This window comes from Octadecabacter sp. B2R22 (genome assembly GCF_018861045.1).
Classification (GTDB): domain Bacteria; phylum Pseudomonadota; class Alphaproteobacteria; order Rhodobacterales; family Rhodobacteraceae; genus Octadecabacter.
In genome coordinates this window covers 301,052-324,850 of the sequence record NZ_JAHKQJ010000007.1, presented here as the reverse complement: position 1 = coordinate 324,850, position 23,799 = coordinate 301,052, and the positions used below count along the sequence as shown (strand labels likewise).

General features: G+C 56.0%; 24 protein-coding genes. 13 read left to right on the top strand and 11 right to left on the bottom strand.

The features are described 5' to 3' along the window. Positions 1 to 45: 45 nt before the first annotated feature. Entirely contained in the window at positions 46 to 375 is a 330-nt protein-coding gene (locus tag KO486_RS07060; protein WP_216036542.1) for a hypothetical protein, read from the top strand. 3 nt (positions 376 to 378) lie between these two features. Here KO486_RS07060 and KO486_RS07055 read toward each other — a convergent pair whose 3' ends face one another. The 3 genes from KO486_RS07055 to KO486_RS07045 form a co-directional block, all read right to left on the bottom strand. Further along, on the bottom strand, positions 379 to 1,155 hold the full coding sequence (locus tag KO486_RS07055) for a gamma-glutamyl-gamma-aminobutyrate hydrolase family protein (protein ID WP_216036541.1): 777 nt from the start codon (positions 1,153 to 1,155) through the stop codon (positions 379 to 381). 87 nt (positions 1,156 to 1,242) lie between these two features. After that, positions 1,243 to 1,671, bottom strand: a complete 429-nt coding sequence (locus KO486_RS07050; protein WP_216036540.1) for a heme-binding protein — start codon at positions 1,669 to 1,671, stop codon at positions 1,243 to 1,245. Positions 1,672 to 1,691: 20 nt separating this feature from the next. Further along, positions 1,692 to 3,839, bottom strand: coding sequence for a malate synthase G (locus KO486_RS07045; protein WP_216036539.1), 2,148 nt, complete (start codon positions 3,837 to 3,839; stop codon positions 1,692 to 1,694). A 209-nt stretch (positions 3,840 to 4,048) separates the two neighbouring features. On the opposite strand from KO486_RS07045, the gene pepN reads away from it, so the two are divergent. The 3 genes from pepN (at position 4,049) to KO486_RS07030 (ending at position 8,238) form a co-directional block, all read left to right on the top strand. Continuing rightward, positions 4,049 to 6,598: an aminopeptidase N gene (pepN, locus tag KO486_RS07040; RefSeq protein ID WP_216036538.1), complete on the top strand. Its 2,550-nt coding sequence runs from the start codon at positions 4,049 to 4,051 to the stop codon at positions 6,596 to 6,598. A gap of 61 nt (positions 6,599 to 6,659) precedes the next feature. Then, complete coding sequence (locus KO486_RS07035) at positions 6,660 to 7,178, top strand: hypothetical protein (protein ID WP_216036537.1); 519 nt, start codon at positions 6,660 to 6,662, stop codon at positions 7,176 to 7,178. Positions 7,179 to 7,377: 199 nt separating this feature from the next. Further along, positions 7,378 to 8,238 carry a lysophospholipid acyltransferase family protein gene (locus tag KO486_RS07030; RefSeq protein WP_216036536.1) on the top strand — a complete coding sequence of 287 codons (861 nt, stop codon included), beginning with the start codon at positions 7,378 to 7,380 and terminating at the stop codon, positions 8,236 to 8,238. 3 nt (positions 8,239 to 8,241) lie between these two features. Here the strand turns inward: KO486_RS07030 and KO486_RS07025 are convergent, their stop codons facing one another. Then, on the bottom strand, positions 8,242 to 9,102 hold the full coding sequence (locus KO486_RS07025; RefSeq protein WP_252734612.1) for a transglycosylase SLT domain-containing protein: 861 nt from the start codon (positions 9,100 to 9,102) through the stop codon (positions 8,242 to 8,244). Between the two features lie 186 nt (positions 9,103 to 9,288). Between KO486_RS07025 and gatB the strand changes: the two genes are divergently transcribed. Beyond that, positions 9,289 to 10,800 carry an Asp-tRNA(Asn)/Glu-tRNA(Gln) amidotransferase subunit GatB gene (gene gatB / locus KO486_RS07020; RefSeq protein ID WP_216036535.1) on the top strand — a complete coding sequence of 504 codons (1,512 nt, stop codon included), beginning with the start codon at positions 9,289 to 9,291 and terminating at the stop codon, positions 10,798 to 10,800. A 125-nt stretch (positions 10,801 to 10,925) separates the two neighbouring features. Next, positions 10,926 to 11,453 (top strand): DUF4177 domain-containing protein, encoded by a 528-nt coding sequence (locus tag KO486_RS07015; protein WP_216036534.1) that lies wholly within the window; start codon positions 10,926 to 10,928, stop codon positions 11,451 to 11,453. 8 nt (positions 11,454 to 11,461) lie between these two features. Here the strand turns inward: KO486_RS07015 and KO486_RS07010 are convergent, their stop codons facing one another. Then, entirely contained in the window at positions 11,462 to 11,716 is a 255-nt protein-coding gene (locus tag KO486_RS07010) for a BolA family protein (protein WP_216036533.1), read from the bottom strand. 75 nt (positions 11,717 to 11,791) lie between these two features. Between KO486_RS07010 and KO486_RS07005 the strand changes: the two genes are divergently transcribed. Beyond that, entirely contained in the window at positions 11,792 to 12,424 is a 633-nt protein-coding gene (locus KO486_RS07005; protein ID WP_216036532.1) for a J domain-containing protein, read from the top strand. Here the strand turns inward: KO486_RS07005 and KO486_RS07000 are convergent. The 5 genes from KO486_RS07000 to KO486_RS06980 form a co-directional block, all read right to left on the bottom strand. After that, complete coding sequence (locus KO486_RS07000) at positions 12,421 to 12,942, bottom strand: hypothetical protein (protein WP_252734611.1); 522 nt, start codon at positions 12,940 to 12,942, stop codon at positions 12,421 to 12,423. The two genes, KO486_RS07005 and KO486_RS07000, sit on opposite strands and share 4 nt — an antisense overlap. A 283-nt stretch (positions 12,943 to 13,225) precedes the next feature. Further along, entirely contained in the window at positions 13,226 to 13,687 is a 462-nt protein-coding gene (msrB, locus tag KO486_RS06995) for a peptide-methionine (R)-S-oxide reductase MsrB (RefSeq protein ID WP_216036531.1), read from the bottom strand. 129 nt (positions 13,688 to 13,816) lie between these two features. After that, on the bottom strand, positions 13,817 to 14,377 hold the full coding sequence (locus tag KO486_RS06990) for a fasciclin domain-containing protein (protein WP_216036530.1): 561 nt from the start codon (positions 14,375 to 14,377) through the stop codon (positions 13,817 to 13,819). 99 nt (positions 14,378 to 14,476) lie between these two features. After that, positions 14,477 to 15,184, bottom strand: a complete 708-nt coding sequence (locus KO486_RS06985; RefSeq protein WP_216036529.1) for an anti-sigma factor — start codon at positions 15,182 to 15,184, stop codon at positions 14,477 to 14,479. Continuing rightward, positions 15,181 to 15,825: a sigma-70 family RNA polymerase sigma factor gene (locus KO486_RS06980; protein WP_354667490.1), complete on the bottom strand. Its 645-nt coding sequence runs from the start codon at positions 15,823 to 15,825 to the stop codon at positions 15,181 to 15,183. The genes KO486_RS06985 and KO486_RS06980 overlap by 4 nt, the downstream gene beginning before the upstream one ends. Before the next feature lie 52 nt (positions 15,826 to 15,877). On the opposite strand from KO486_RS06980, the gene cobS reads away from it, so the two are divergent. From cobS to KO486_RS06950, 6 genes are all read left to right on the top strand, one after another. Beyond that, complete coding sequence (cobS, locus tag KO486_RS06975) at positions 15,878 to 16,867, top strand: cobaltochelatase subunit CobS (RefSeq protein ID WP_216036528.1); 990 nt, start codon at positions 15,878 to 15,880, stop codon at positions 16,865 to 16,867. Between the two features lie 5 nt (positions 16,868 to 16,872). Further along, positions 16,873 to 17,247, top strand: coding sequence for a hypothetical protein (locus KO486_RS06970; protein ID WP_216036527.1), 375 nt, complete (start codon positions 16,873 to 16,875; stop codon positions 17,245 to 17,247). Between the two features lie 206 nt (positions 17,248 to 17,453). Continuing rightward, a complete protein-coding gene (locus KO486_RS06965; RefSeq protein WP_216036526.1) occupies positions 17,454 to 17,834 on the top strand; it encodes a hypothetical protein in 381 nt (126 codons plus the stop codon). Between the two features lie 73 nt (positions 17,835 to 17,907). Further along, positions 17,908 to 19,782 (top strand): cobaltochelatase subunit CobT, encoded by a 1,875-nt coding sequence (gene cobT, locus KO486_RS06960; RefSeq protein ID WP_216036525.1) that lies wholly within the window; start codon positions 17,908 to 17,910, stop codon positions 19,780 to 19,782. Positions 19,783 to 19,847: 65 nt separating this feature from the next. Then, positions 19,848 to 21,647: an aminopeptidase P family protein gene (locus tag KO486_RS06955; protein WP_216036524.1), complete on the top strand. Its 1,800-nt coding sequence runs from the start codon at positions 19,848 to 19,850 to the stop codon at positions 21,645 to 21,647. A gap of 91 nt (positions 21,648 to 21,738) precedes the next feature. Next, a complete protein-coding gene (locus KO486_RS06950) occupies positions 21,739 to 22,080 on the top strand; it encodes a DUF427 domain-containing protein (RefSeq protein WP_216036523.1) in 342 nt (113 codons plus the stop codon). A 7-nt stretch (positions 22,081 to 22,087) separates the two neighbouring features. Here the strand turns inward: KO486_RS06950 and KO486_RS06945 are convergent, their stop codons facing one another. Beyond that, positions 22,088 to 23,776: a chloride channel protein gene (locus tag KO486_RS06945; RefSeq protein WP_216036522.1), complete on the bottom strand. Its 1,689-nt coding sequence runs from the start codon at positions 23,774 to 23,776 to the stop codon at positions 22,088 to 22,090. Positions 23,777 to 23,799 lie beyond the last annotated feature (23 nt).

The window sequence follows — 23,799 nt, the reverse complement described above, 5'->3', positions numbered from 1 at the left end:
TGGGCATCGGGCCAGTGTTCTCAAAACACTGGCCCGGAGTCATTTATGCGTTATCTTTTTCTTGCTTTGCCCGTTGCAACGCTATCTGCCTGCATCGCCCCTGCCCCACAACCCACATCCGACGCGGCCGTGCTCGCGCAACCCTTCACAATGCCTATGGATCCGGGTCTTATTCGCTGTGATCAACTGTCAAACACCGCAGCCTTGGATGCGGCAACGGATTGGACGCTTGGACGCGCACGCGCGGCCGTGTTGGCTGGCAGGTTATCTGCCGTGCCGGATACATTGTCTGTTTCAGGGGCGCTTTCCGCGTATTGCCAATCCAACCGCAATGACGTGTTGCGCAATGCGGCAATAGCGGTTGTAGGTGTGTAAACCCTAAGCGGTCTTACGCAGCGGTTGCGCTTCACGATTGGCCCAACTGCGCACCGCTTCGCCGAACGCTTCGAACAACGGGCGCGACACGGGGTCATCGCAGGCTTGGTATTCGGGATGCCACTGAACGGAGAGCGTAAAGCCAGGTGCGTCTCGAACGTAAATCGCTTCCGGTGTGCCATCGGGCGCGTAGCCATCGATGACGATCTTATCGCTCGTCTCCATGATGCCCTGACCATGCAAGGAATTGGTCATCACTTCGGTCGATCCCATCACTTGATGGAACACGCCGTCTTCTTTCAAGGATACAACGTGGCGCAATGCAAATTTTTCGTCCAGCGTGCCATCCGGCGGCATGCGGTGATTGTCGCGCCCTTCGATATCGCGGATTTCGGGATGCAGGGTGCAGCCCATAGCAACAGCGATTTCTTGAAACCCACGGCATACACCTAGGATCGGCTGCCCGCGCTGAACGCATTTGCGCACCAAGGGCAGCGCCAATCCGTCGCGTTCACGATCAAAATCACCGTGGGCTTCAGTTGGCGCGTGACCGTATTCTTCGGGGTGAACATTGGGACGGGCGCCTGTAAACAAAAACCCGTCGCAAACTTCCATCAAGTCGTCGACATTCACTAGGCTTGGGTCAGACGGTACAATCAACGGCATGGCACCGCAAACGTGCGCCACCGCTTCGGAATTCATTACACCTGTCGAATGCGACGGGTAGTCGTCCCCGATCATGTAAAAGTTGCCAATGATACCAACGACTGGCTTGCGCATACATCACCTCTTTTGCATCTACCTAGCAAGATGCGTCAATATTTCAAAGCTCCGTTAGGGCGCCGCCCCTGTTTTCACCCCAAAACGTTAAATTTCCGCCGACAAATTGGCTGCTTCGATACCAAAAACAGCACAAATTGCATCATTATCCGATGTATCACCGGTCACACCAACGGCGCCGACGACTTTTCCGCGCTTGTCCAGCACCAATACACCACCCGGAAGTGGAATCATTTTACCGCCAAACGCGCCGTTTGCCGCGGCCATGAAATAGGCCTGCGCTTCGGCGCGTGCCATCTGCGCCGTGCCCGCCATACGAAGCATCACAGCGCCGTAGGCTTTGCCCTGCGCAATTGTAAACCGTCCGGGAGGCGCATCGTCTTCGCGCTCAAAAGCGATGACATGGCCGCCAGCATCCACAACAACAATGCCCATCGGGCGGAGTTCCATTTCACGCGCCTTGATCAGGCCTTTACGAATGATCGTGCGTGCTTTGTTTGTCGAAATATCAGCCATTGGGTGCTCCGCTTGGTCTGTTAAACGTTATCGCGTGCTTTTAGCTCAAGTCGGCGGCGATGCAAAACAGGTTCTGTGTAACCCGAAGGTTGTTCACGCCCCATGAAGATCAAATCGCACGCCGCCTGAAACGCGATGCCGCCAAAATCGGGCGCCATTGGGGTGTAGTTTTTATCGTCTGCGTTTTGTTCGTCGACCACAGCGGCCATCTTATGCATGGCCGTCATCACCAACCCACGGTCAATGATGTCGTGGTGCAGCCAGTTTGCAATGTGCTGTGCCGATATCCGGCAGGTCGCGCGGTCTTCCATGAGCGGGATGTTGTTGATGTCGGGCACTTTGGACGCCCCCATCCCCTGATCGATCCAGCGCACGACATACCCCAGAATACCTTGAGCGTTGTTTTCCACTTCGCGGGTGATCTGCTGATCAGTCCATGCCCGATAGCTTGCCAGTGGGATCTCCAGCAGCGCAGGCAGATAGCTGCGCCGCCCCCCTGCTTTCAGTTTCGCCTGCACGGCAAAAACATCGATTTTGTGGTAGTGAAGCGCATGCAGTGTCGCGGCAGTCGGGCTTGGTACCCATGCACAGTTTGCGCCAGCCTTGGGGTGATCGACCTTTTGTTCGATCATACCCGCCATATCGTCAGGCATCGCCCACATGCCCTTGCCGATCTGGGCGCGCCCAGACAGACCGCATTCCAAACCGATATCGACGTTCTGGTTTTCATATGCGCCGATCCAGCCTTTTCGCTTGATAAAATCCTTACGGCTAACAGGCCCTGCTTCCATCGAGGTGTGAATTTCATCGCCCGTGCGATCAAGGAACCCTGTATTGATAAAGGCCACGCGTGATTTCGCGGCGCGGATGCATTCCTTGAGGTTGGCCGACGTGCGGCGTTCCTCGTCCATGATCCCGACTTTGATGGTGTTGGCAGGCAAGTTCAGCACGGTTTCAACGTGGCTGAAGATCCGGTTGGTAAAGGCAACCTCATCAGGGCCGTGCATCTTTGGTTTCACGATGTAAACGGATCCATGCACCGAATTGCCGCTGTCGCGTGCAAGATCATGTTTTGCGATCAATGTTGTGATCATCGCATCCATCAAACCTTCAAAGGCTTCGTTGCCGTCACGGTCCAAGATCGCCGGGTTGGTCATCAGGTGGCCAACGTTGCGCACCCATAACAAAGCACGCCCCTTGAGCGTCAAAGACCCGCCTTCAGGCGTTGTAAATGTGCGGTCGTCATGCAGGCGACGGGTCATGGTCTTGCCGTCTTTTTCAAACGTGGATTCAAGATCGCCGCGCATCAGACCAAGCCAGTTGGTGTAAGCCACGACCTTGTCTTCGGCATCCACACAGGCCACGGAATCTTCACAATCCATAATCGCTGAAACTGCACTTTCCAAACGCACATCCGCCAAGGACGCCCGATCGTGGGACCCGATCACATGGTTCGCGTCAAACACCAGTTCGACATGTAGGCCGTGGTTCTTGAGCAAGATCGTCTTCGGTTTGGCAGGGTCGCCTGTATAGCCAACAAATTGCTTTGGCATCATGAGCGGATTGCCATCAATCAACAACGCGCCATCTACAACCGTGTAGTGTTCAACATCCCCGTGAGAGGCATCCTCGATCGGGAACGTGTCATCCAAGAACACCCGCGTGCGGGCGACAACTCGGCTACCATGACCGCGATCATAGCCTTTGCCTTTGGGAGTGCGCCCCATGGCGTCCGTGCCGTAGAACCCGTCATAAAGACTTCCCCAACGGGCGTTCGCGGCGTTCAGTGCAAAGCGTGCGTTGGTGATTGGCACAACCAATTGCGGACCGGGAACTTTCGCAATTTCAGGATCGACGTTGGTGGTTTCGATCTCGAAGTCGTCTCCATCAGGGACCAAATAACCGATTTCGCGCAGGAAGGTGTCGTAGGCCTTTTCGTTGTGCAACGTGCCGATGCGCGCCTTGTGCCAGTCATCTATCTGGCTTTGCATTTTGCTGCGCACCTCTAACAATGCTTTGTTTTCAGGACCGAAATCATTGATCAGATCCGAGAACCCTTGCCAGAACGCATCCGCAGTCACCCCTGTTTCGGGCAACGCCTTTTGTTCAATGAACTCGACAAGTTCGGCTGCAATTGAAAGTTCACCGCGCGTAACACGATTGGTCATGGTCTTCCCCCCTTTGGGTCGCAATCAGGAGCCAAATTATGGCCTTGCCATAGAGCTACGCGTTGAAACCTTGCTGCGCAACTCACGGGCCAAATTTCTGTCCTGATACACTTCATAAGGAAACTTGATAATCCGTGCCGATTGGTTGCCTTCGTCTTGTAGCCCTTTGATCAGCACCATAGGTTTGAGCGAACCCAACGGAGTCCCCCATGAAAGACGCAGCCCCCCAAACCATCTATCTTAGCGACTATCGCCCGTTCGGGTATCTGGTGGATGACGTCCACCTGACGTTCCGATTGGCTGAGACAGCAACACGCGTGATCAGCCGCATTTCGTTTCGACCAAATTCGGAGTTTCCGGGGGCGTTCTTTTTGCACGGACAAGACGTCACTCTGATTTGGGCCAAGATCAACGGGGAGGACGTGACCTCCGCGATCACGGACGACGGGCTGACCTGCGATGTTCCCGACGGCCCGTTCGTGTGGGAAGCTGAGGTCGAAATTTCGCCCGCAACCAACACGGCACTTGAGGGGCTTTATACGTCAGGCGGAATGTATTGCACCCAATGCGAGGCAGAGGGTTTTCGCAAGATTACCTACTACCCCGACCGCCCCGACGTGATGAGCGTCTTCACCGTCCGCATTGAAGGTGACCACCCCGTCATGTTGTCCAACGGCAACCCAGTGGCTTCAAGTGAAGGTTGGGCAGAATGGCACGACCCTTGGCCCAAACCGGCTTACCTGTTCGCCTTGGTCGCCGGTGATTTGGTAGCCCATTCGGGTACTTTCAAAACCATGTCCGGAAATGACGTGGAGCTAAACATCTTCGTGCGCCCCGGCCCTGATAAGGACAAATGCGCCTTTGGCATGGAAGCGCTGAAACGGTCGATGAAATGGGACGAAGACGTTTATGGCCGCGAATACGACCTCGACATTTTCAACATCGTCGCAGTGGATGATTTCAACATGGGCGCGATGGAAAACAAAGGGTTGAACATCTTCAACTCCAGCTGCGTACTGGCCTCGCCCGAGACCAGTACGGACGCTAATTTTGAACGCATCGACGCGATCATCGCCCATGAATATTTCCACAACTGGACGGGCAACCGGATCACCTGCCGCGACTGGTTCCAACTGTGCCTTAAAGAAGGGCTGACCGTGTTCCGCGATCAGCAATACACAGGCGACCAAGGCAGTCACGCAGTGAAACGGATCGAGGATGCGATCACCCTGCGATCGCGCCAGTTCCGCGAAGACGGCGGCCCCCTCGCCCATCCAGTGCGCCCCGAAAGCTTTATTGAGATCAATAACTTCTACACCATCACGGTGTATGAAAAAGGTGCCGAGCTGATCGGAATGTTGAAACGTCTGGTCGGAGATGAGGACTATTACAAAGCGCTCGATCTTTATTTCAGTCGCCATGACGGCGACGCCGCAACGATTGAGGACTGGCTCAAGGTATTCGAGGACAGCACAGGCCGCGATCTGTCGCAATTCAAACGCTGGTATTCGCAGGCCGGAACACCGCGACTAACGGTCTCGGACAGCTATGAAGACGACACCTACACCCTTCATTTCACGCAAGAAACACCGCCCACCCCAGGCCAGAACGACAAAGACCCGATGGTCATCCCGATTGCCGTGGGTCTGCTGTCCCAAAACGGGGATGAGGTGCAGCCAACAACCGTTCTGGAAATGACCCAAGCAAGCCAGAGCTTTAGCTTTGATGGGCTTGCGGGCAAACCTGTGCCCTCAGTCCTGCGCGACTTTTCTGCGCCGGTAATCTTGCAGCGCGACCAGACCAATGCGGAACGTGCATTCCTCATGGCCCACGACACGGACCCGTTCAACAAATGGGACGCAGGCGAAGCCTTGGCGCGCGCGGTCTATAAAAAGGCGGTGACCGAAGGGGCCGCGCCAGACAAAGCCTACCTTGATGGAATTGCAGCCATTTTGCGCGATGACACGCTCGACCCAGCATTCCGTGCGCTTGTCCTGACATTGCCCTCCGAAGGCGACATGGCGCAGGTTCTGTTTGATGCGGGCGTTACGCCTGACCCGATAGCAATCCACCACGCGGGCGAAGCGTTGCGTGTGGCGATGGCCCAGCACGTGCAAGACATTCTGCCCCGTATTTATGCTGACTGCATGAACACTGGCCCGTTTTCTCCCGATGCAAAATCCGCTGGAAAACGCAGCCTTGGAAACACCGCCCTTGGGCTGATCACCCGTCTTGATGGTGGTGCTGCAGCGGCCAAGCAGTTTGCGGATGCCGATAACATGACGCTGCAGCTTGGCGGCCTTGCGGCCTTGTTGCGCAACGGAACAGGCGAGAAAGAAAGCGCGGCGTTCCGCACTCAATGGCGGAGTGATCGATTGGTCATGGACAAATGGTTCGGTCTGACGGTTTCGGCGGCGGGGCCTGACGCAGCGGCGTCAACGGCACAAAAGCTGACCGAAGAACCCGATTTCGACATGAAAAACCCAAACCGCTTTAGAGCCGTCTTTGGCGCTCTGGCCGGTCACGCCGCAGGATTTCATGCGGCGGATGGGTCTGCCTATCGCCTTCTTGGGGATTGGCTGAAAAAACTGGACGCGATCAACCCACAAACCACCGCACGCATGTCCACGGCTTTTGAAACATGGCGCCGTTATGATGCCGACCGCCAAGCGCAAATTCGTGCGGTCCTTCAAGACATTGCAGGCACGGCGGGACTTTCGCGTGACACTTCCGAAATGGTTGGCCGCATGCTGGAATAGCAGACTTTCCCGACCGCAGCTTGGGCGATAGTGTCTCTGAAAGGTCTTAAGGAGTTTATCAGTGCCGTTTATTATTGCCCTACTTGGAATTGTCGGAGCCGCATATTTTTGGGCCCAGCGCGCACGCAACGCCCGCGACGTCGTCGGGGATGTCGCGGACATGGCCAATGATGTTCGCCTTGCTGCGCGTCGGTTCGGGTTTAGCCGTAAGTTAAACGTTCACCCCGTTGAAAGCATTGAGGATCCTCGCCTTGCGATTGCGTCCATCGCGACTGCATTTATTGAACTGGACGACCTACCAACAGCCGAACAACGGCAACTTTTGACCGTGCAAATTCGGTCCGTCCTGCGCGCGAATGCGGAAGAGACCGAAGAAATGGAAGTTCTGGGCCGCTGGTTCATGACCGAATGCGGCGGCGCGGAGCCTGCCATCGCACGGATTTCGCGCAAGCTTTATAAATTGGGCGGAGCAGAACAAATGGATCCGTTGATGACCGTGCTAAAGGGCAGTGTGACCGCGCTTAGTGATCGCCAAAGAGACGCGCTGGAAGACATCACACGCGCAATGCGGGTTCGGTAATTTACACGAATGAACGCAAAGGACGGCGGCCCCCAGACATAGAACCACCGGTGGGTGCCTTCAAAACTGCACTATCGGATGCGGGTTTATCGGCACAAAGACACCCATTCTCCGCCCTCTTGAGGCAGGTTATTGCCCAAATCAGATGCGGCCGCTGCCGTCCATAGAACCGTTACAATCCTGTGGTTCTTATTGCGCCATGAGACATCGCATTGACCCTTTGATCAAAGAACGTGCGCCTTGGCTTTTCAAAGACGGAATCGCCACACGTGCGGCGCGCGCAGTTCTGAACCGTGGCTTGTCTTATGACGAGACCGTCAATGTTGCCGCGCAACTTCAAGGGTTGGATACGGCAGGCATTATGACGGCCATGTATGAACGCATCGGCAAAGAGGTCTCGGTTTCGGGTTTAGAAAACCTGCCCCGTCAGGGCGCGGCGTTGATCGTTGCCAATCATCCGACAGGGATCGCAGATGGTATCATGCTGCACGGGCTGATTTCCCAAATGCGGCCGGACGCATATTTCTTTGCGAACAAAGATATTTTGCGGGTGATGCCGCAGATGGAAGACATGATTGCCCCTGTCGAATGGCGCAAGGATCAACGGTCCCACGGTAAAACACGCGAAACCATGAGCTATCTTTGCAAGGCCGTGGCGGATGACCGTTTAGGAGTAATCTTCCCGTCAGGACGCTTGGCTAAACGCCGTGGTCTACGCCTGTTTGAGCGCCCATGGATGGGATCGGCTGCAATGCTGGCGCGCAAATTCAAACTTCCGGTCATTCCGGTCAACATCCGCGCCCGCAATTCCGCGATGTTCTACCTGTTCGATTTGATCCATCCAACGCTTCGGGATGTCACGCTGTTCCATGAGACCTTGAACAAGGCCAAGCAGCCCTATTCCGTCACCATAGGTGAGCCGATATCCCCCTCAGCGTTGCCAGAAAAAACTGAAGACGGGATCGCTCTTTTGCGTAAAGCGACGCTGGCTTTGGGGGATAACGCAGGCGCGCAAACAGTTAGTTTGGTCAAGACAACGCGAAGATTGCTTTGGTCTTAGGGACTAGCCTTCGTTCATTGTCGACAGCGTTGCCTGTACCTGCGGGCGTGCCGTTGGGCGGATGCTGCCGATGTTTACAGGCGCTTCGCAATATTCCTGTTGCCGCGTCCATGCCGACATTTCCGCGATCTTGCTGGGGTGCGTCATTGGCCCCCAATCGGCTGCAACACCGCGCCAACGACTGTCACGCACAGCTATCGCGTTGTCGCGCGGGACGGTCACATTCATAATGCGGATGGCACAGCTAAGGTTGTCTTCGGGGTCTTTCAACGCCTCCCCCGTCGTCGCACGACAGCCGTAACGGCGGGCGGTGTCTGGGTAAATCTGAAGCAACCCATACCAAAGGTTCGGACCACCCACAGCCTCGGGGCGATAAGTGCTTTCATGTTTGGCGAGCGCCGACATCATCCCAACCCAGAACGCGCGACGTAGATGCGGCGGGTTGTCTTCATAGGCAGGGCACCAGTTCTCGATATCGCGAGGAACGGTTTCTTCCATCCGTGTGCCGTGACTGCGCAGTGCGGCCAGTGCGGCGCGGGTCCAGCTGTCGCTGCCGCTTTTGAAATCCCAGCGGGCATCCGGAATGTAGTTGGTCCGCATCACAGGGCGCTGGGTCGGGTTTTCAGAAATCACCACAGGATAGCGCAGCATATAGTCAGGACGGGTCAACGGTTTGAACGAGGCCAGCGCAGCGCGCGCAACTTCAACCCTCTCAAACGCCGCGTTGGCGCGCAAGACAACCGCATCAGCGCGGCTAAAGGGACGTGTTTCGCTTTCAGGGCCACCCACAGGCCATTCAGCCAACGCAGCAGTTCCCATCGTGATCGCGAGAATCCCCCCCAGGAGAGTTCTTAGTGCAAACATCTGGCGGAACATGGCCCGCAGCGATGACATTTGCAAGAAAACTGCACCAATTCGGGGCGTTACGGGCCATTTTTCGCCGCGACCTACCAGATATTGGGGCGCGGCAGAAAAGAACCGCAACTGCCCCGCTTGAAGCCCGCCCCACTTGGGCCTATTCAACACTCAAACACCGATGCGGAGCACACCATGCTAGACCTCACCTACGAGACCCCCAAAATCAAAACCATTGCCGGAGCGACTGGCGATTGGGAGCTTGTGATCGGGCTTGAGGTCCACGCGCAAGTCGCCACCAAGGCGAAACTGTTTTCTGGTGCCTCCACCCAATTCGGCGCGGAACCCAACAGCAACGTGGCCTTCGTTGACGCAGGCATGCCCGGCATGTTGCCCGTCATCAACGAAGAATGCGTGGCATATGCCGTAAGAACGGGCCTTGGCCTGAAGGCTGAAATCAACCTGATGAGCGCCTTTGACCGCAAAAACTATTTTTACCCTGACTTGCCGCAGGGCTATCAGATTTCGCAATTGTATCACCCGATTGTCGGCACAGGCGAAGTGTTGGTCGAAATGGGCAATGGCACTGCGCGCAATGTGCGCATCGAACGCATCCACCTTGAACAGGACGCGGGTAAATCCATTCACGACATGGACCCAACGATGTCCTTTGTTGACCTGAACCGTACAGGCGTTGCCTTGATGGAGATCGTGTCATTCCCTGACATCCGTGGCCCCGAAGAAGCGGCCGCTTATGTGGTCAAACTGCGTCAGATCATGCGCTACCTCGGCACGTGCGATGGCAACATGCAAAACGGCAACCTGCGGGCTGACGTGAACGTATCCGTCTGCCGCCCCGGCGATTATGAGAAGTTCCAAGAGACGGGCGACTTTGGCGTCTTGGGCACCCGTTGCGAAATCAAGAACATGAACTCCATGCGCTTTATCCAAGCCGCAATTGAACACGAAGCGCGCCGTCAGATCGCGATCATCGAAGACGGTGGCGAGATCGTTCAGGAAACACGCCTGTATGATCCCGACAAGGACGAAACACGTTCTATGCGGTCCAAAGAAGAAGCGCATGATTACCGCTACTTCCCTGACCCAGACCTGTTGCCGTTGGAGATTGAGCAGGCTTGGGTTGATGATATCGCAGCCACCCTGCCCGAACTGCCAGACGACAAAAAATCCCGTTTCATTAATGACTTCGGGTTGAGCGACTATGACGCCTCCGTTCTAACGGCCGATGTTGAAAATGCTGGGTATTTCGAAGCAGTTGCCGATGGCAACGATGGTAAGCTGGCTGCGAACTGGGTCATTAACGAACTGTTTGGCCGTTTGAAAAAGGACGACAAAGACATCAGCGACAGCCCTATTTCTGCGGCCCGTCTTGGCCAGATCGTTGCTTTGATCAAGTCCGACAAGATCAGCGGCAAGATCGCCAAAGACGTGTTCGAGATTTCCTATACCTCTGATCGTGATCCGGAAGAGATCGTGAAAACCGAAGGCATGGAACAAGTCACCGACACGGGCGCGATTGAGGCCGCAGTGGATGAGATTATCGCCGCCAATCCTGATCAAGTCGAAAAAGCGAAACAGAACCCGAAACTTGCGGGTTGGTTCGTTGGCCAAGTGATGAAAGCGACGGGCGGTAAGGCCAACCCAGCGGCCGTGAACAAATTGGTTTCACAGAAACTGAACGGCTAAACCGTAGATGTGGGGGTCGCCTGCGCGGCCCCTACTAAGGGTGGTGTTATTCCAAAAAACTTAATGATGTCTTTGCGTTGCAGGCCTTTCTTGTTAGAAATGCCGCGGGACAATTGAGGTGAGTTATGACCGGATTTGAATATAAAGTAGTGCCAGCCCCGATGCGCGGCCTTAAGGCGAAGGGCGTTAAAGGCACTCCGGCGCGGTTCGCAAATGCTTTGCAGTCGGTCATGAACGAGCTTGGCGCAGAGGGTTGGGAATACCAGCGCACGGACACCCTCCCCGTCGAAGAACGCCAAGGCCTGACCGGCAAATCCACCTCGTTTCAAAACATGCTGGTGTTTCGTCGTGCCATTGAAATTGAAGACACCCACGCCGCCCCCGTTGCGGCCCTGATCGAAGATCAGACACAGGTCGAAGAAACCGTCGAAACGCCGCTCCCTGCACAAGACCACGTGGAAGATGAGCCCGCAGTCGTCGCCCAACCGGCCCCAGAAACGAGCGCCGGACCTGCCGCGGACGAAAACACCCCCGAGGCACAAGACCGCGTCGACGAGACATTGCAGGCGCCCTTTACGTTTCCTTGGAACAATCGTGTCGCGTCCCAAAACCCAAAGAAGAAAACTGACGACGACCACGTCGCAGCCGAGTAACCCCGGCCCTAGCTAACTTGTAACGACAGCGCGTGGATTCGCCTGATGATATCCTCACCAAGGGCTGCGTGAATCGCGCGGTGTTTGGCTATTCGGGATTTTCCATCTAGTGCGGCTGTCGCAATCTCAACCCGCCAGTGGCTTTCGCCGGACCCATCATCGCCCGCGTGGCCTGCGTGCAAATGGCTTTCATTTATGACCGCCAGAACCGTTGGCGAAAAAGATGCCTCTAATGCATCACGAATTTCTGTTTCTAAAGTCATTATTTTTACCTCTGCCCCCTTCAATCCTGCTCTGCATGGTTTAAGGTCTCATGTCCGAGTCGGAAAGGTGATGTGATGAATAAAGACGATCCATTTGGCTTCAATATGTCGGTTTCAGCCAGCAAAAAGAAGAACCCGCGCGGACGCCGCGGGATGTCTGGCGCATCCGAAACGTCTAACCGCGTTTGTGAAAAGCCGGGCTGCGAAGAAGCAGGCAAATACCGCGCGCCCAAGAACCCTGACGTCTTGGATGACTTCTACTGGTTCTGCAAAGACCACGTTCGGGAATACAACCTCGGCTGGAACTTCTTTGACGGCACCACCGAGGCCGAGATCAACGCACAGCAAAGCAAAGACCGAGTTTGGGAACGCGACACAAAACCGTTCCGCAAATCCGACGAGCAACGCGCATGGGCCCGCCTCGGCGTGGATGATCCACATCAGGTGCTTGGTGAAAACGCAACGCAAAACCCAGGCCGTTCGGTCACAGGGTCTACCCGCAAGTTGCCCGCCACAGAGCGCCGTGCAATTGAAGTGCTAGAAGCCAAAGATCACTGGACAAAAGCCGAAGTTCGTAAAGCCTATAAGAAACTTATCAAGGTCCTGCACCCTGACATGAATGGCGGCGACCGATCACAAGAAGAACAACTTGCCGAAGTTGTTTGGGCTTGGGATCAGATCAAGGCCAGCAGGCATTTCAGAGCTTAAATAAAACGCCCGCCTGATCGGGGCGCGGTTTCATTTGAATGACCGGGAATTCGCATTCTCTCGGGCGTAAATATGGAATCACGTTCCCGCTGGTGGATGCCAAGCAACATGTGGATGCCCAACAGGTTAACCACCCAAAGCATCGCGAGGATTGGCGCGCCCATCAAAGTAACGCAAACAATTAACGGGCCAAACATCGTGCCATAAAATGGCAAGCTCAGCGTACCGCCAATCAAGGCGCCGATAAAAGTGACCCAGATTGCCCCTGCTACGCCGCGCCTTGCACCGACCGCACCAGATTGACCTAAGCGATCCCCAGAAAAGAACAACGCTGCAAGACCACCGATACCGGACGCAACAACGATCCAAGTTTGATACAAGCTGAGCCCGTTGAACATTGCAGCGCGATCAAGGTGGAGAACGGCAAGGTACCCCAGCCCAGCGCTACAAAAACCACACAGGAAGAACGCCAGCAAACGGGCGCGTTCTCCTTCTGTCGGTTTTCTAAATCTGCGCATTCCGTAATGCATAAAGTCTCCATTGTGGTTGATCCGGTATGGAGACGCTTTGGGGCAGCCTTGTGGCATCAGGTGACGTATAGGGAAATGAACTGTTTCAGCACGGTGAACAGTTAACGATTAATATCGGCGTAGAGCCTTATTTTTAAAGTAAAAAATCGCATCACCGCCCGGTAACGCCAAACCAATCGACCTAATACCCATAACACCCTCGCTCAATGTTTTTGAACGAGGGCTATCAGATGGCTTCCGTCACTCTACGGAGCGACTGTGCAGCGGGTGATTAGGCCGCGCGGAACACGAGGCTGACGCCGTTCAGGCAGTGGCGCAGGCCAGTCGGTGCCGGCCCATCATTAAAGATATGCCCCAAATGGCTGCCGCAGCGATCACAATGGCATTCTGTGCGGGTGCTGAAGAGGCGGTTGTCTTCCATGGTTTCGATCGCACTGGGCAAGACGTCATAAAACGAGGGCCAGCCCGTGCCGCTGTCAAACTTATGCTCGGAGGAATACAGCGCCTGATCGCAGCCACGGCAGTGGTAGATGCCTGCGGCGTAATTCTTATCCAATGGCGAAGACCCTGCCCGCTCGGTGCCTTCTTCACGCATAACGTTGTACTGCGCGCGCGTCAGCATGGCGCGCCATTGCGCATCGGTGCGGGTCACTTCAAAGGTGCCCTCGGCCGCGAGGCTTGGGCGGGCAAATGCAGTCGCAAGGGCAGCGAGGGAAAATGTGCGGCGGTTCATAACGATATCCTTCTTGATTTAGGGCATCTTAAGGGGTGCGCCGCGCCTTGGGGACAGATTTTGGCGCAGCGCACAGGATTGTGACCTGAGGCCACTCGGGATGGGAAATGCCTCAGATCAATCGAACGCTTATTGCTGGGGAAGCATTACGCGGTCGATTACGTGGATAACGCCGTTGGATTGGTCCACATCGGCGATCGTTACGGTCGCGGTGCGGTCATTTTCATCCGTAAGCGTGATCATGTCGCCGTTCATTTGTGCCATCAACGTACAGCCACCCAACGTCGCAACAGGGTGCATGCCGCCGTCATCCGCGATCATACCCCCAATCGCATCCGAAAACACTTCCGCACCGACAACATGGCAGGTCAGGATTTGTGTCAGCTGGTCCTTATTTTCAGGTAAAAGCAGGGCCGCGAGGGTTCCCTCGGCAATCATACCGAACGCATCATCTGTTGGTGCAAACACTGTGAACGGGCCGTCACCTGACAGCGTGTCCACAAGGCCAGCCGCCTGAACAGCCGCAACCAGTGTCGTGTGGATCGGAGAGTTCACAGCGTTTTCGATGATATTCTTTTCAGCGAGCATTTCAGCGCCGCCCACCATCGGGTTGGCCGCGTGTCCATCCGCGAAAGACATGCTGGCAGTTACAGCGAGGGCAGCGGCAGTTGCAAAGGTCTTGAGGGTCATGAGAGTTCTCCAGTTTGGTTCATTTCGGTCACGTGATTGCGACCTCGATGCCCAAAGCCACGTAAGCGGCCGGAGATAAGTTTCAGATGTTTCAGGGGCTCACAGCACCGTGATAAGACCAGCCGCCAGAATGGCGCCCGTTGCGACGCCTGTGGGTGATCCGCCAAGCGGTTCGTCCGTAATCGCAAGGGTCGCGCCTTCTAGACGATCGCGCAGCGCGGCAGGGATCGTAATTTCATCAAGCGATCCATCAGCGGCCAGAACCCCTAAGGAAAGCGGCGCGTCGTCGCCCGCGATCAACCACAACTCGTGAGAGCGCTCGGCCACACCCGACCCTGCTTGGCGCTCCACAAAGAGCGTCCCAGTGTCATTGACGTAAGCGGCCTGCACCACAAGGCTGTCATCCTCGGCGGCAATGCGTGCGGCATAGGTTGCCACCGTTGGTTCAGGAGGGTTCACCACGCCAAACTGCAACGCGAGAATGAGAACAAGCGCAGCCGCGCCTGCCCCGAGTAGCGCGGGCAAGACACCCAATTGATGCCAAATACGTTTCGGGCTGTCCGGGTAGGCCTCAGAGGCGATCTTTTTGAACAGGTTTTTGGGCGGGGCGACCGGCTCCACCTCATTGGTGAGCGCGCTGAAATGATCTTGCCACTGCTCCACTAAGGCGCCGAACTCCAGATCTATACGGGCGCGACGGGCGACCTGCACCATCTCCTCGGCTTCCAACAGACCAAGGCTGTACTCCGCCGCCAAAACGTCGTCGCCGGAAAAGTCTTCGTCTGGAATGATGGTGTCATCCGTCATCGGTTCAAGCAGTCTTTCAAACTCAAGAGGCTGCGGCGCAGCCATGTTCGCATTGTATTCAGCGGCACGCCAAAACGCGCTGCAAGGTCGGCATATGTATCCCCGTCCAAATAAGCCCCGCGCACAGCGGCGGCCCTGTCGGGCACGAGTTCTTCAAGGCACGCATGGATTTGCGCACGGTCAGATGCCGCCATGACCAAAGCTTCTGGGCCCGGCTTGGCATCCGCAATTTCTGGCGCATCCGAAAGGGGGCGGCTTGGTTTCAGCTGTCGCAAGCGATCAATGGCGCGGTTGCGTGCCACAGTCGCCAGCCAGCTGATTGGGCTTGCCGTCCCACTCGTAAACGTCCCAGCCCCACCCTGCCAAAGCCGCAGGTAAACATCCTGCAAAACATCCTCCGCAGCGGCGCGGTCTTTTAAGACACGTAAGATAATACCAAAGAGTTTCGCCGAGGTCGCCGAATAAAGCGCCTCGAATGCCTTGCGGTCCTGCAGGGCAACCCGAAGGATCATCTTTTCGATGTCTTGCACGCTGGTCATAAGGGCAATCTCTTCATGGGAGCGAAGGATGACATAATCACGCACAAGCGCAAGCCACACATTGCACCCCTTCCCCTTGCGGCGGGCCTTGATATGGTGCATTTCGACATAAGGAATAGACACGCTCAATTTGTAAATAAAGGCGCCCGCAGACATGGCCGAGAACACGCTAGACCCGATGATGAAACCAACCGAAGAAATCTCAGTTCGTGATGTGTTTGGCATTGATACGGATATGAAAGTCAAAGGGTTTCCTGCTGGCTCCAGCGACCGCGTGCCCGAGGTCGATCCGACCTATAAGTTTGACCCTGACACCACTTTGGCAATCTTGGCCGGTTTTGGTTACAACCGCCGCGTCATGGTTCAGGGCTACCACGGCACAGGTAAATCGACACACATCGAACAGGTTGCAGCTCGTCTGAACTGGCCCTGTGTGCGTGTGAACCTAGACAGCCACATTTCCCGGATTGATCTGATCGGTAAAGACGCCATCAAACTAAAAGACGGTGTGCAGGTTACGGAATTCCACGAAGGCATCTTGCCATGGGCGCTGCGTAACCCTGTTGCGATTGTGTTTGATGAATACGACGCAGGCCGCGCCGACGTGATGTTTGTGATCCAGCGCGTTCTGGAAACCGACGGTAAGTTGACGTTGATGGACCAGAACGAAATCATCACACCAAACCCGAACTTCCGCCTGTTCGCCACGGCCAACACTGTTGGCTTGGGTGACACGACGGGCCTGTACCACGGCACCCAGCAGATCAACCAAGCCCAGATGGACCGTTGGTCCTTGGTCGCGACGTTGAACTACCTAAGCCATGATGCGGAGACCAACATCATCCTGTCCAAGGCACCAACGTTCAACACCGAGGCAGGCCGCAAGCAGATCAGCCAGATGGTTACCGTCGCCGACCTGACGCGCACCGCGTTCATGAACGGCGATCTTTCTACCGTCATGTCCCCACGGACCGTCATCGCATGGGCCGAAAACGCACGTATCTTCCAAGATGTCGGCTATGCGTTCCGTCTGAGCTTCCTCAACAAATGTGACGAGCTGGAACGCCAGACGGTTGCCGAGTTCTACCAGCGTTGCTTTGATGAAGAACTGCCGGAGAGTGCTGCAAGCTTGAGCTTGGGGTGAAGATTTTGACGAAGTCGCTTTTCCTTACCGCAGTCGCGGCTGTCTTAGCGCCTTTGACATATGCTTCGGCCCAACACTACGATTTGACCTATGAAGAACATATCGCGTATTGCGCCGCGTGGTTTATGGGAGATGACCTGCTGGACTATCCGAGCGAAATCTCACGCACACATGCGCCCGCGATTATGGAAGAATTTAAGCGTCTCTACCCCAACGGGGAAGAACAACGATCCGAAGCGGTATCTGAAACGATTGGTGGATTGGTTTTTGTGTTCGGCCACGAAGGCGCTTCCGTTGGTCAGAAAAACCAAGTTATGCTGCGGTCCAATGCATTGTGTGATAAACCCATCAGCGACATTCAAAGCGATGCGTCTAGATAAATGAACAAACCATCCGACAACCCGGCTGATCCGTTCAAGAAAGCGCGCTCCGAGACCTCGTAGAAAACGCTGCTCGCAACACAAGGCTGAGATTGCCTCCATTGCCCCTATTGCGTACCCCGCCTCCCCTTAACATCACCCAATACCCATAAAAGTTTTCAAAATGCACACTTGACGTGCGCCTTTTCACCATGCTTGCATAAGTTATGGGCGGAATAAAAACATATACCCCCATCGGGCTGCTTGCGTTTTTTGCGCTGATTGCCCCTGCCCCCACCTCTGCCGATATTGAAAATCCCTTGCGCTATTTCGCATCTTGCACAGGGCGGCTTTCGGCGCAGATGGAACATGAATGGCTGTTGTCGGATGAAAACGCAGAGCAAACAGAAGACCATCGCGCGGCTATGATTGATCTACTGTTCGCAACCATGGAGCCCGACGAAGGGAGACAGGTTTTGGCATGGCGTATTGAGGCCAAAGCAGCCCACGCGGGCCTCCTGACACGCGCAACATTTCGCGAAGACACATGGGCCGCCCAACGGGCTGCACAAATGGTGCGGGCCTGTACGGCAATTATGATGTCTTGAAGGTCTACGCGCTCTGGTTTTCCTAAACTTTGCGCACTAGATTGGCCGCGAAACGTGTGCCCAAAGGACCACCATGCAAAAGCCAACCGATAACCCTGCTGATCCGTTCAAGAAAGCGCTCGCTGAGGCCACCAAGGTCATGGCGGATGATCCTGAATTGACAGTCAGCTTCACCGTGGACCCTCCGGGGGCGACGGCGGAAACGGTGCGTTTGCCACAGGTCAGCCGTCGGATGACCCGCGAAGAGGTTTTGATCGCGCGTGGCACGGCGGATGCCTATGCCCTGCGTCACAAATACCATGATGCTGGGGTTGCCGCGAAATACATGCCAAACGGGCAGTTGGCGCAAGACCTTTACACCGCCATGGAAAACGCGCGGGTTGAGGCCGTTGGCGCGCGTCATATGCCTGGCACGGCGGGCAACATCGACGCCAAAATCGGCAACGAGGCCCTGCGCAAAGGCTATGACCAAGTACGCGAAGCGTCCGAGGCGCCTTTGGCCGCCGCTGCAGGCTATCTGATCCGCCACCTTGCGACGGGTCGTGACATGCCCGGTGGTGCCGCCAATGTGATGGACCTGTGGCGCGGATTTATCGAAGATAATGCAGGCGGCACGCTGGAAGGTCTGGAAGACACGCTCGAAGATCAAGCGGCCTTTGCCAAATTTGCACGTCAGATCATCCAAGACATGGGCTACGGCGACCAGTTGGGCGATGACCCTGACGACATGGGCGATGACCTCGAGGACGAAGCCAATACTGGCGAAGAAGAGGAAGAACCCGAAAGCACGGGCCAAGACGACGGCGACGAAGACGAGACCGAAGGCACGCCAGAGCAGTCTCAAGAAGAACAACAAGACGCCGCCGAAGCGCAAGTCAGCATGGACGAGTCCGCTGAAAGTGAAATGGCCGAAGAAGCCGACATGCCCGAAGGCGAGGCCCCAATGGAGCCCCCCGCTCCGCAGCCCGTGTCGGATGCTGATCCCAATTACGTTGTCTATGCCACCGAGCACGATGAAGAGATCGGCGCGGAAGACTTAGCAGAACCAGCCGAGCTGGAACGCTTGCGTGCCTATCTTGATCAGCAGCTGGAGCCCCTTAAGGGCGCGGTTTCGCGGCTTGCCAACAAGTTGCAGCGCCGTTTGCAAGCACAGCAGAACCGGTCTTGGTCGTTTGACCAAGAAGAAGGCATACTGGATGCCGGTCGTTTGGCGCGGGTTGTCGCAAATCCCACAACGCCGCTGAGCTTTAAGGTCGAACAAGACACCGAATTCCGCGATACCTGCGTGACGCTGTTGCTCGATAATTCTGGATCCATGCGCGGTCGCCCGATTTCCATTGCTGCGATTTGTGCCGACGTTCTGGCGCGCACGTTGGAACGGTGTTCCGTCAAGGTCGAAATCTTGGGCTTTACCACCAAAGCGTGGAAAGGCGGGATCAGCCGCGAAGAATGGCTTGCTGAGGGTCGCCCGCAACATCCGGGCCGCCTGAATGATCTACGTCACATCATCTACAAACGCGCCGATGCCCCTTGGCGTCGCAGCCGCGATAACCTTGGTTTGATGATGAAAGAAGGCCTGCTGAAAGAAAACATCGATGGCGAAGCACTGGAATGGGCGCACCGCCGCCTGACTGCGCGCCAAGAGGCCCGTAAGGTTCTGATGGTGATTTCTGATGGTGCGCCAGTGGACGATTCCACCCTGTCGGTGAACGCTGCCAACTATCTGGAAAAGCACCTGCGCGATGTGATCGCCATGGTCGAAAAACGCAAAGCCGTTGAATTGGTCGCGATTGGCATCGGCCATGATGTGACGCGTTACTACGACCGCGCTGTGACCATTACAGATGTCGAACAACTGGCGGGCGCGATGACAGAACAACTGGCGTCCTTGTTTGACACCGACCCGCGCAAACGCGCTCGGGTCTTGGGGATGCGTAAAGTCGGCTAGCTTGCGCCTGCGGCGGGCGGGGCCTCCGGCGGAGGTATTTTTGAAACAAAGGCAATAGGTTAGCGATGTTCCAGACCTTTGAAGTTTCCTCTTCTCCCGACACGGGGCCTGCACGTGTGAAGGCGCTGCGCGGTGAAATGAAGGCGCGTCAGTTGGACGGGTTTCTGGTGCCACGTGCGGACAAGTACCAGGGTGAATATGTTGCGTCTTGTGATGAACGCTTGGCTTGGCTGACGGGGTTTACTGGATCAGCGGGCTTTTGCGCGGTTCTATCTGATATCGCAGGCGTATTCATTGACGGGCGTTACCGCGTGCAGGTGCGTGATCAAATCGCGGGTGTGTTTACACCTGTGCATTGGCCTGAAACGTCTTTGGCTGATTGGCTGAAAGAACAACTGCCGGATGGCGGCGTTGTTGGTTTTGATCCGTGGTTGCATACCGTCACCCAAATCCGAGACCTTAAGACCGCGCTTGACCCAGCAGGCATAACGCTGGAGCCCGTCGATAATTTGGTCGATGCCATATGGGACGACCGCCCCGCCCCACCCCGCAATCCCGTTCGTATTCAACCAGACGAACTTGCAGGGGAAAGCCATGAAAGCAAACGCACCCGTTTGGCTGCCGCTCTTGACCAAGACACCCGCGCATTCATTGCATTGCCGGATTCGATCTGTTGGCTTTTGAACATCCGCGGCACGGATATTCCGCGCAACCCTGTGGTTCAGTCCTATGCGATTTTGAACGACGCTGGACAAGTTGCGGTGTTCAGTGATGCGACGTTTGATGACGCGGCACTCTCGCATCTGAGCGCCGATGTTACGGTTCACGGCGTCGCTGATCTGGGTGACTACATCTCAACGTTGGATGGCACGTTGCAAGTCGCACCAACGTCTACTCCGAATGCGGTGCTTTCGATAATCGATGCGCCCCAACTGGCTGTTACGGCGGTGGATGGCGTTGACCCGTGCATTCTTCCAAAGGCGCGCAAGAACACGGTTGAAATCGCAGGCAGCCGAGAGGCCCATTTGCGCGACGGCGCGGCGATGGTGCGGTTTTTGGCGTGGCTGGAGGATGAGGCCCCCAAAGGCCAGTTGACCGAGATCGATGTGGTCAAATCGCTCGAAGGATTTCGACGCGATACGAACGCACTGCAAGATATTTCGTTTGAGACCATCAGCGGCGCAGGCCCGAACGGGGCCATCGTCCATTACCGCGTAAACGAAGACACCAATCGTGCTGTAGATGTGGGTGAATTGTTACTTGTGGATTCTGGTGGCCAGTATCTTGATGGGACCACCGACATTACCCGCACGATTGCCGTCGGTGAAACCGGGGACGAGGAAAAATCCTGCTACACCCGTGTTTTGCAAGGGATGATCGCGATTAGTCGCGTGCGGTTCCCGAAAGGCGTGCGGGGCCGTGATCTGGACGCTTTGGCGCGCTATCCTTTGTGGCTGGCGGGACAGGATTACGATCATGGCACGGGCCACGGCGTGGGGTCATATCTGTCCGTCCACGAAGGGCCGCAAGGTTTGTCACGTCGGGCCGATACCGTGTTGGAAACAGGCATGATCCTATCCAATGAACCGGGCTATTATCGTGAAGGTGCTTTTGGCATTCGGATCGAAAACCTCATCACTGTGCGCGAAGCTGCGCCAGTAACAGGCGGTGATGCCCGCGACATGTTGGATTTTGAAACACTGACGTTCGTGCCGTTGGATCGCACCCTAGTCGATGTGACGCAGCTAACCGATGACGAACGGGCTTGGATTGATCAGTATCATTCTGATACGTTGCGCAAAATTGGACCGCGCGTGGATGGGCGGGCGCTTGAATGGCTAACAGCAGCGTGCGCGCCGCTCTAGTCGTATAGCGCTCACAAAACCTTCAAACTTGGGTCTTAAATACACTGCCGTGGTCGGGGGGATCATGGCACATGAAATGGGATCACACGACATGACAAAGCATATTGAAATTCGGCCTGCTACAGGCACTTGGGTCGTTCGCGCTGCGGGCGCTGTTTTGGGTGAATCCAGCCAAGCCATTGAGCTGTTGGAAGGCGGGCGTGATCCGGTGATCTATTTCCCGCGTAAAGACATCTCTATGGCGTTCTTTGACACATCAGACACCCATTCCGTCTGCCCACATAAAGGCACGGCGACCTATTATAACTTTGAGGCTAAGAGCGGCACATTCGCCGACGCGGCATGGTCTTATGAAGACCCAAAAGCAGACGTTGCCGAAATCAAAGGATATCTGGCGTTCTTTGGAACAAACGTCGCCGTAGAGCAGCTATAGCGCCAAATCAGGAATGTTCTTCGGCTGCAGTTGCAGCCAAAGCACGGTTAAACGCCCGCAAAGCATCCAGTTGAAAAAGGGCACCGCGCAACATCGGTGGCCCGTCGCCTTTGGCTGCAGTGACAACAGGAATGAATGTTGAACCGGTCGCTTCGAGGATTGGCATAGCCTGATCGAGCGTCATGGTTTCAAACACGTAGGTGCCCTCATTGATAAGGTTGGTGCAGGATTCTGGGTCGGCGGCGCGAGGGTGGTCAACGCCGCGCATCACCGATGCGACTTTGAAGGTGCCAAGCAGATAGGCCTGTGGCCCCGCCGCCAAATGGACGTCACGACGTTCCAGTTGCGTCAGAAAGAAGCTGCGATCGACAAGTCGGGACGCCAGTGCGGATGACAATGACACCGACACCATCACAGCAATCCCTGTCTGCCAGTCTCCCGTGAGTTCAAACACAATCAGCGTGGTCGAGATCGGCGCGCCAAGCACCGCGGCAGACACCGCCCCCATGCCAGCCAAGGCATAAAGCGTCCCCTCGCCCGAGACGTCAGGGAAAATACCAGTCGCAACAAACCCGAACGCAAGCCCCGTCAAAGCGCCAACCATTAAGGCTGGAGAAAACACCCCGCCCCCCATGCGCCCGCCCATGGTGATGGCGACGGCAATGATCTTGATGATGACAAAAACAATCGCCTCATGCATCAACAGGCGGCCCGTCAAAGCGTCCGACGTGGTTTCATAACCCACGCCGATGATGTGGGGGTAAAAGATCGCGATAGCGCCCAGCAACGTGCCGGCAACCATGGGCCGCAAATAACGTGGCAGCCCGACCCGATCCTGAATTGCACTCCCGATTGAATCCGCCCAGAAGATAGACCGCATCAGGACCACGGCGATCAACCCACATACCAACCCAAGGATCAGGAAGGCAGGCAATTCAACATAGAACGCCAACACGTTCTGGTTCGGGATCAAAAACTCGGTCACATCGCCATAGACAAGGCGGTTGATCACAGTGCCTGCCACAGACGCAATCACAATCGGGGCAAAGGCGTGTACGGCAAAGTGGCGTAACACCACTTCGAGCGCGAACAAGGCCCCAGCAATCGGTGCGTTAAAGCTGGCCGACACCGCCGCGGCTACGGCACAGCCTAACAAGTCGCGCCCTGTAATTCCGTCCGCACGGATCAGTTTACTAACACCCGTTGAAATGATCGCCGCGAGGTGAACAACCGGCCCTTCACGACCCGTCGATCCCCCTGTGGAGAGCGTGATAAAGGACGCCAATGTGGATGCGATCCCTTTGCGCCGCTCAACCCGTCCCTCATATAGGGCGGCCCCCTCAATCACATCCGCAACAGAGCGCACGCGGCCATCATCCGTGAACCGGTTCAGGATCAGTCCAACCAAAAGCCCGCCTGCCATCGGGATAACCAGCACCCACCACCAATCCAGCCCCGCGGCGAAGGTGTGTAAGTTCGTGATGTCATCTGTCCCGTAAATCCACGCTTGCAGGTTCTCGATCCCGAACCGGAAACCAATGGCCACAAAACTCGCCGCGATCCCGACGAACAGGGCGATGAACCAGAACTGCACCTGCGACGGACCACGGGTGCGCACAACGGTCCAGCCATCGCGACAGGCACATAGGGCGTCTTCGACCCCCTGCCCGATCAGCGATTTTTGTGGCTTCGCCATAACTTCCCCTTCGTGCGAAGCTG

Bases quoted from the DNA above. Each gene is read 5' to 3' on its own strand.
- KO486_RS07060 (WP_216036542.1), top strand. From the start codon at position 46: ATGCGTTATCTTTTTCTTGCTTTGCCCGTTGCAACGCTATCTGCCTGC.
- KO486_RS07055 (WP_216036541.1), bottom strand. From the start codon at position 1,155: ATGCGCAAGCCAGTCGTTGGTATCATTGGCAACTTTTACATGATCGGG.
- KO486_RS07050 (WP_216036540.1), bottom strand. From the start codon at position 1,671: ATGGCTGATATTTCGACAAACAAAGCACGCACGATCATTCGTAAAGGC.
- KO486_RS07045 (WP_216036539.1), bottom strand. From the start codon at position 3,839: ATGACCAATCGTGTTACGCGCGGTGAACTTTCAATTGCAGCCGAACTT.
- pepN (WP_216036538.1), top strand. From the start codon at position 4,049: ATGAAAGACGCAGCCCCCCAAACCATCTATCTTAGCGACTATCGCCCG.
- KO486_RS07030 (WP_216036536.1), top strand. From the start codon at position 7,378: ATGAGACATCGCATTGACCCTTTGATCAAAGAACGTGCGCCTTGGCTT.
- KO486_RS07025 (WP_252734612.1), bottom strand. From the start codon at position 9,102: ATGTTTGCACTAAGAACTCTCCTGGGGGGGATTCTCGCGATCACGATG.
- gatB (WP_216036535.1), top strand. From the start codon at position 9,289: ATGCTAGACCTCACCTACGAGACCCCCAAAATCAAAACCATTGCCGGA.
- KO486_RS07015 (WP_216036534.1), top strand. From the start codon at position 10,926: ATGACCGGATTTGAATATAAAGTAGTGCCAGCCCCGATGCGCGGCCTT.
- KO486_RS07010 (WP_216036533.1), bottom strand. From the start codon at position 11,716: ATGACTTTAGAAACAGAAATTCGTGATGCATTAGAGGCATCTTTTTCG.
- KO486_RS07005 (WP_216036532.1), top strand. From the start codon at position 11,792: ATGAATAAAGACGATCCATTTGGCTTCAATATGTCGGTTTCAGCCAGC.
- KO486_RS07000 (WP_252734611.1), bottom strand. From the start codon at position 12,942: ATGCGCAGATTTAGAAAACCGACAGAAGGAGAACGCGCCCGTTTGCTG.
- msrB (WP_216036531.1), bottom strand. From the start codon at position 13,687: ATGAACCGCCGCACATTTTCCCTCGCTGCCCTTGCGACTGCATTTGCC.
- KO486_RS06990 (WP_216036530.1), bottom strand. From the start codon at position 14,377: ATGACCCTCAAGACCTTTGCAACTGCCGCTGCCCTCGCTGTAACTGCC.
- KO486_RS06985 (WP_216036529.1), bottom strand. From the start codon at position 15,184: ATGACGGATGACACCATCATTCCAGACGAAGACTTTTCCGGCGACGAC.
- KO486_RS06980 (WP_354667490.1), bottom strand. From the start codon at position 15,825: ATGCACCATATCAAGGCCCGCCGCAAGGGGAAGGGGTGCAATGTGTGG.
- cobS (WP_216036528.1), top strand. From the start codon at position 15,878: ATGGCCGAGAACACGCTAGACCCGATGATGAAACCAACCGAAGAAATC.
- KO486_RS06965 (WP_216036526.1), top strand. From the start codon at position 17,454: ATGGGCGGAATAAAAACATATACCCCCATCGGGCTGCTTGCGTTTTTT.
- cobT (WP_216036525.1), top strand. From the start codon at position 17,908: ATGCAAAAGCCAACCGATAACCCTGCTGATCCGTTCAAGAAAGCGCTC.
- KO486_RS06955 (WP_216036524.1), top strand. From the start codon at position 19,848: ATGTTCCAGACCTTTGAAGTTTCCTCTTCTCCCGACACGGGGCCTGCA.
- KO486_RS06950 (WP_216036523.1), top strand. From the start codon at position 21,739: ATGACAAAGCATATTGAAATTCGGCCTGCTACAGGCACTTGGGTCGTT.
- KO486_RS06945 (WP_216036522.1), bottom strand. From the start codon at position 23,776: ATGGCGAAGCCACAAAAATCGCTGATCGGGCAGGGGGTCGAAGACGCC.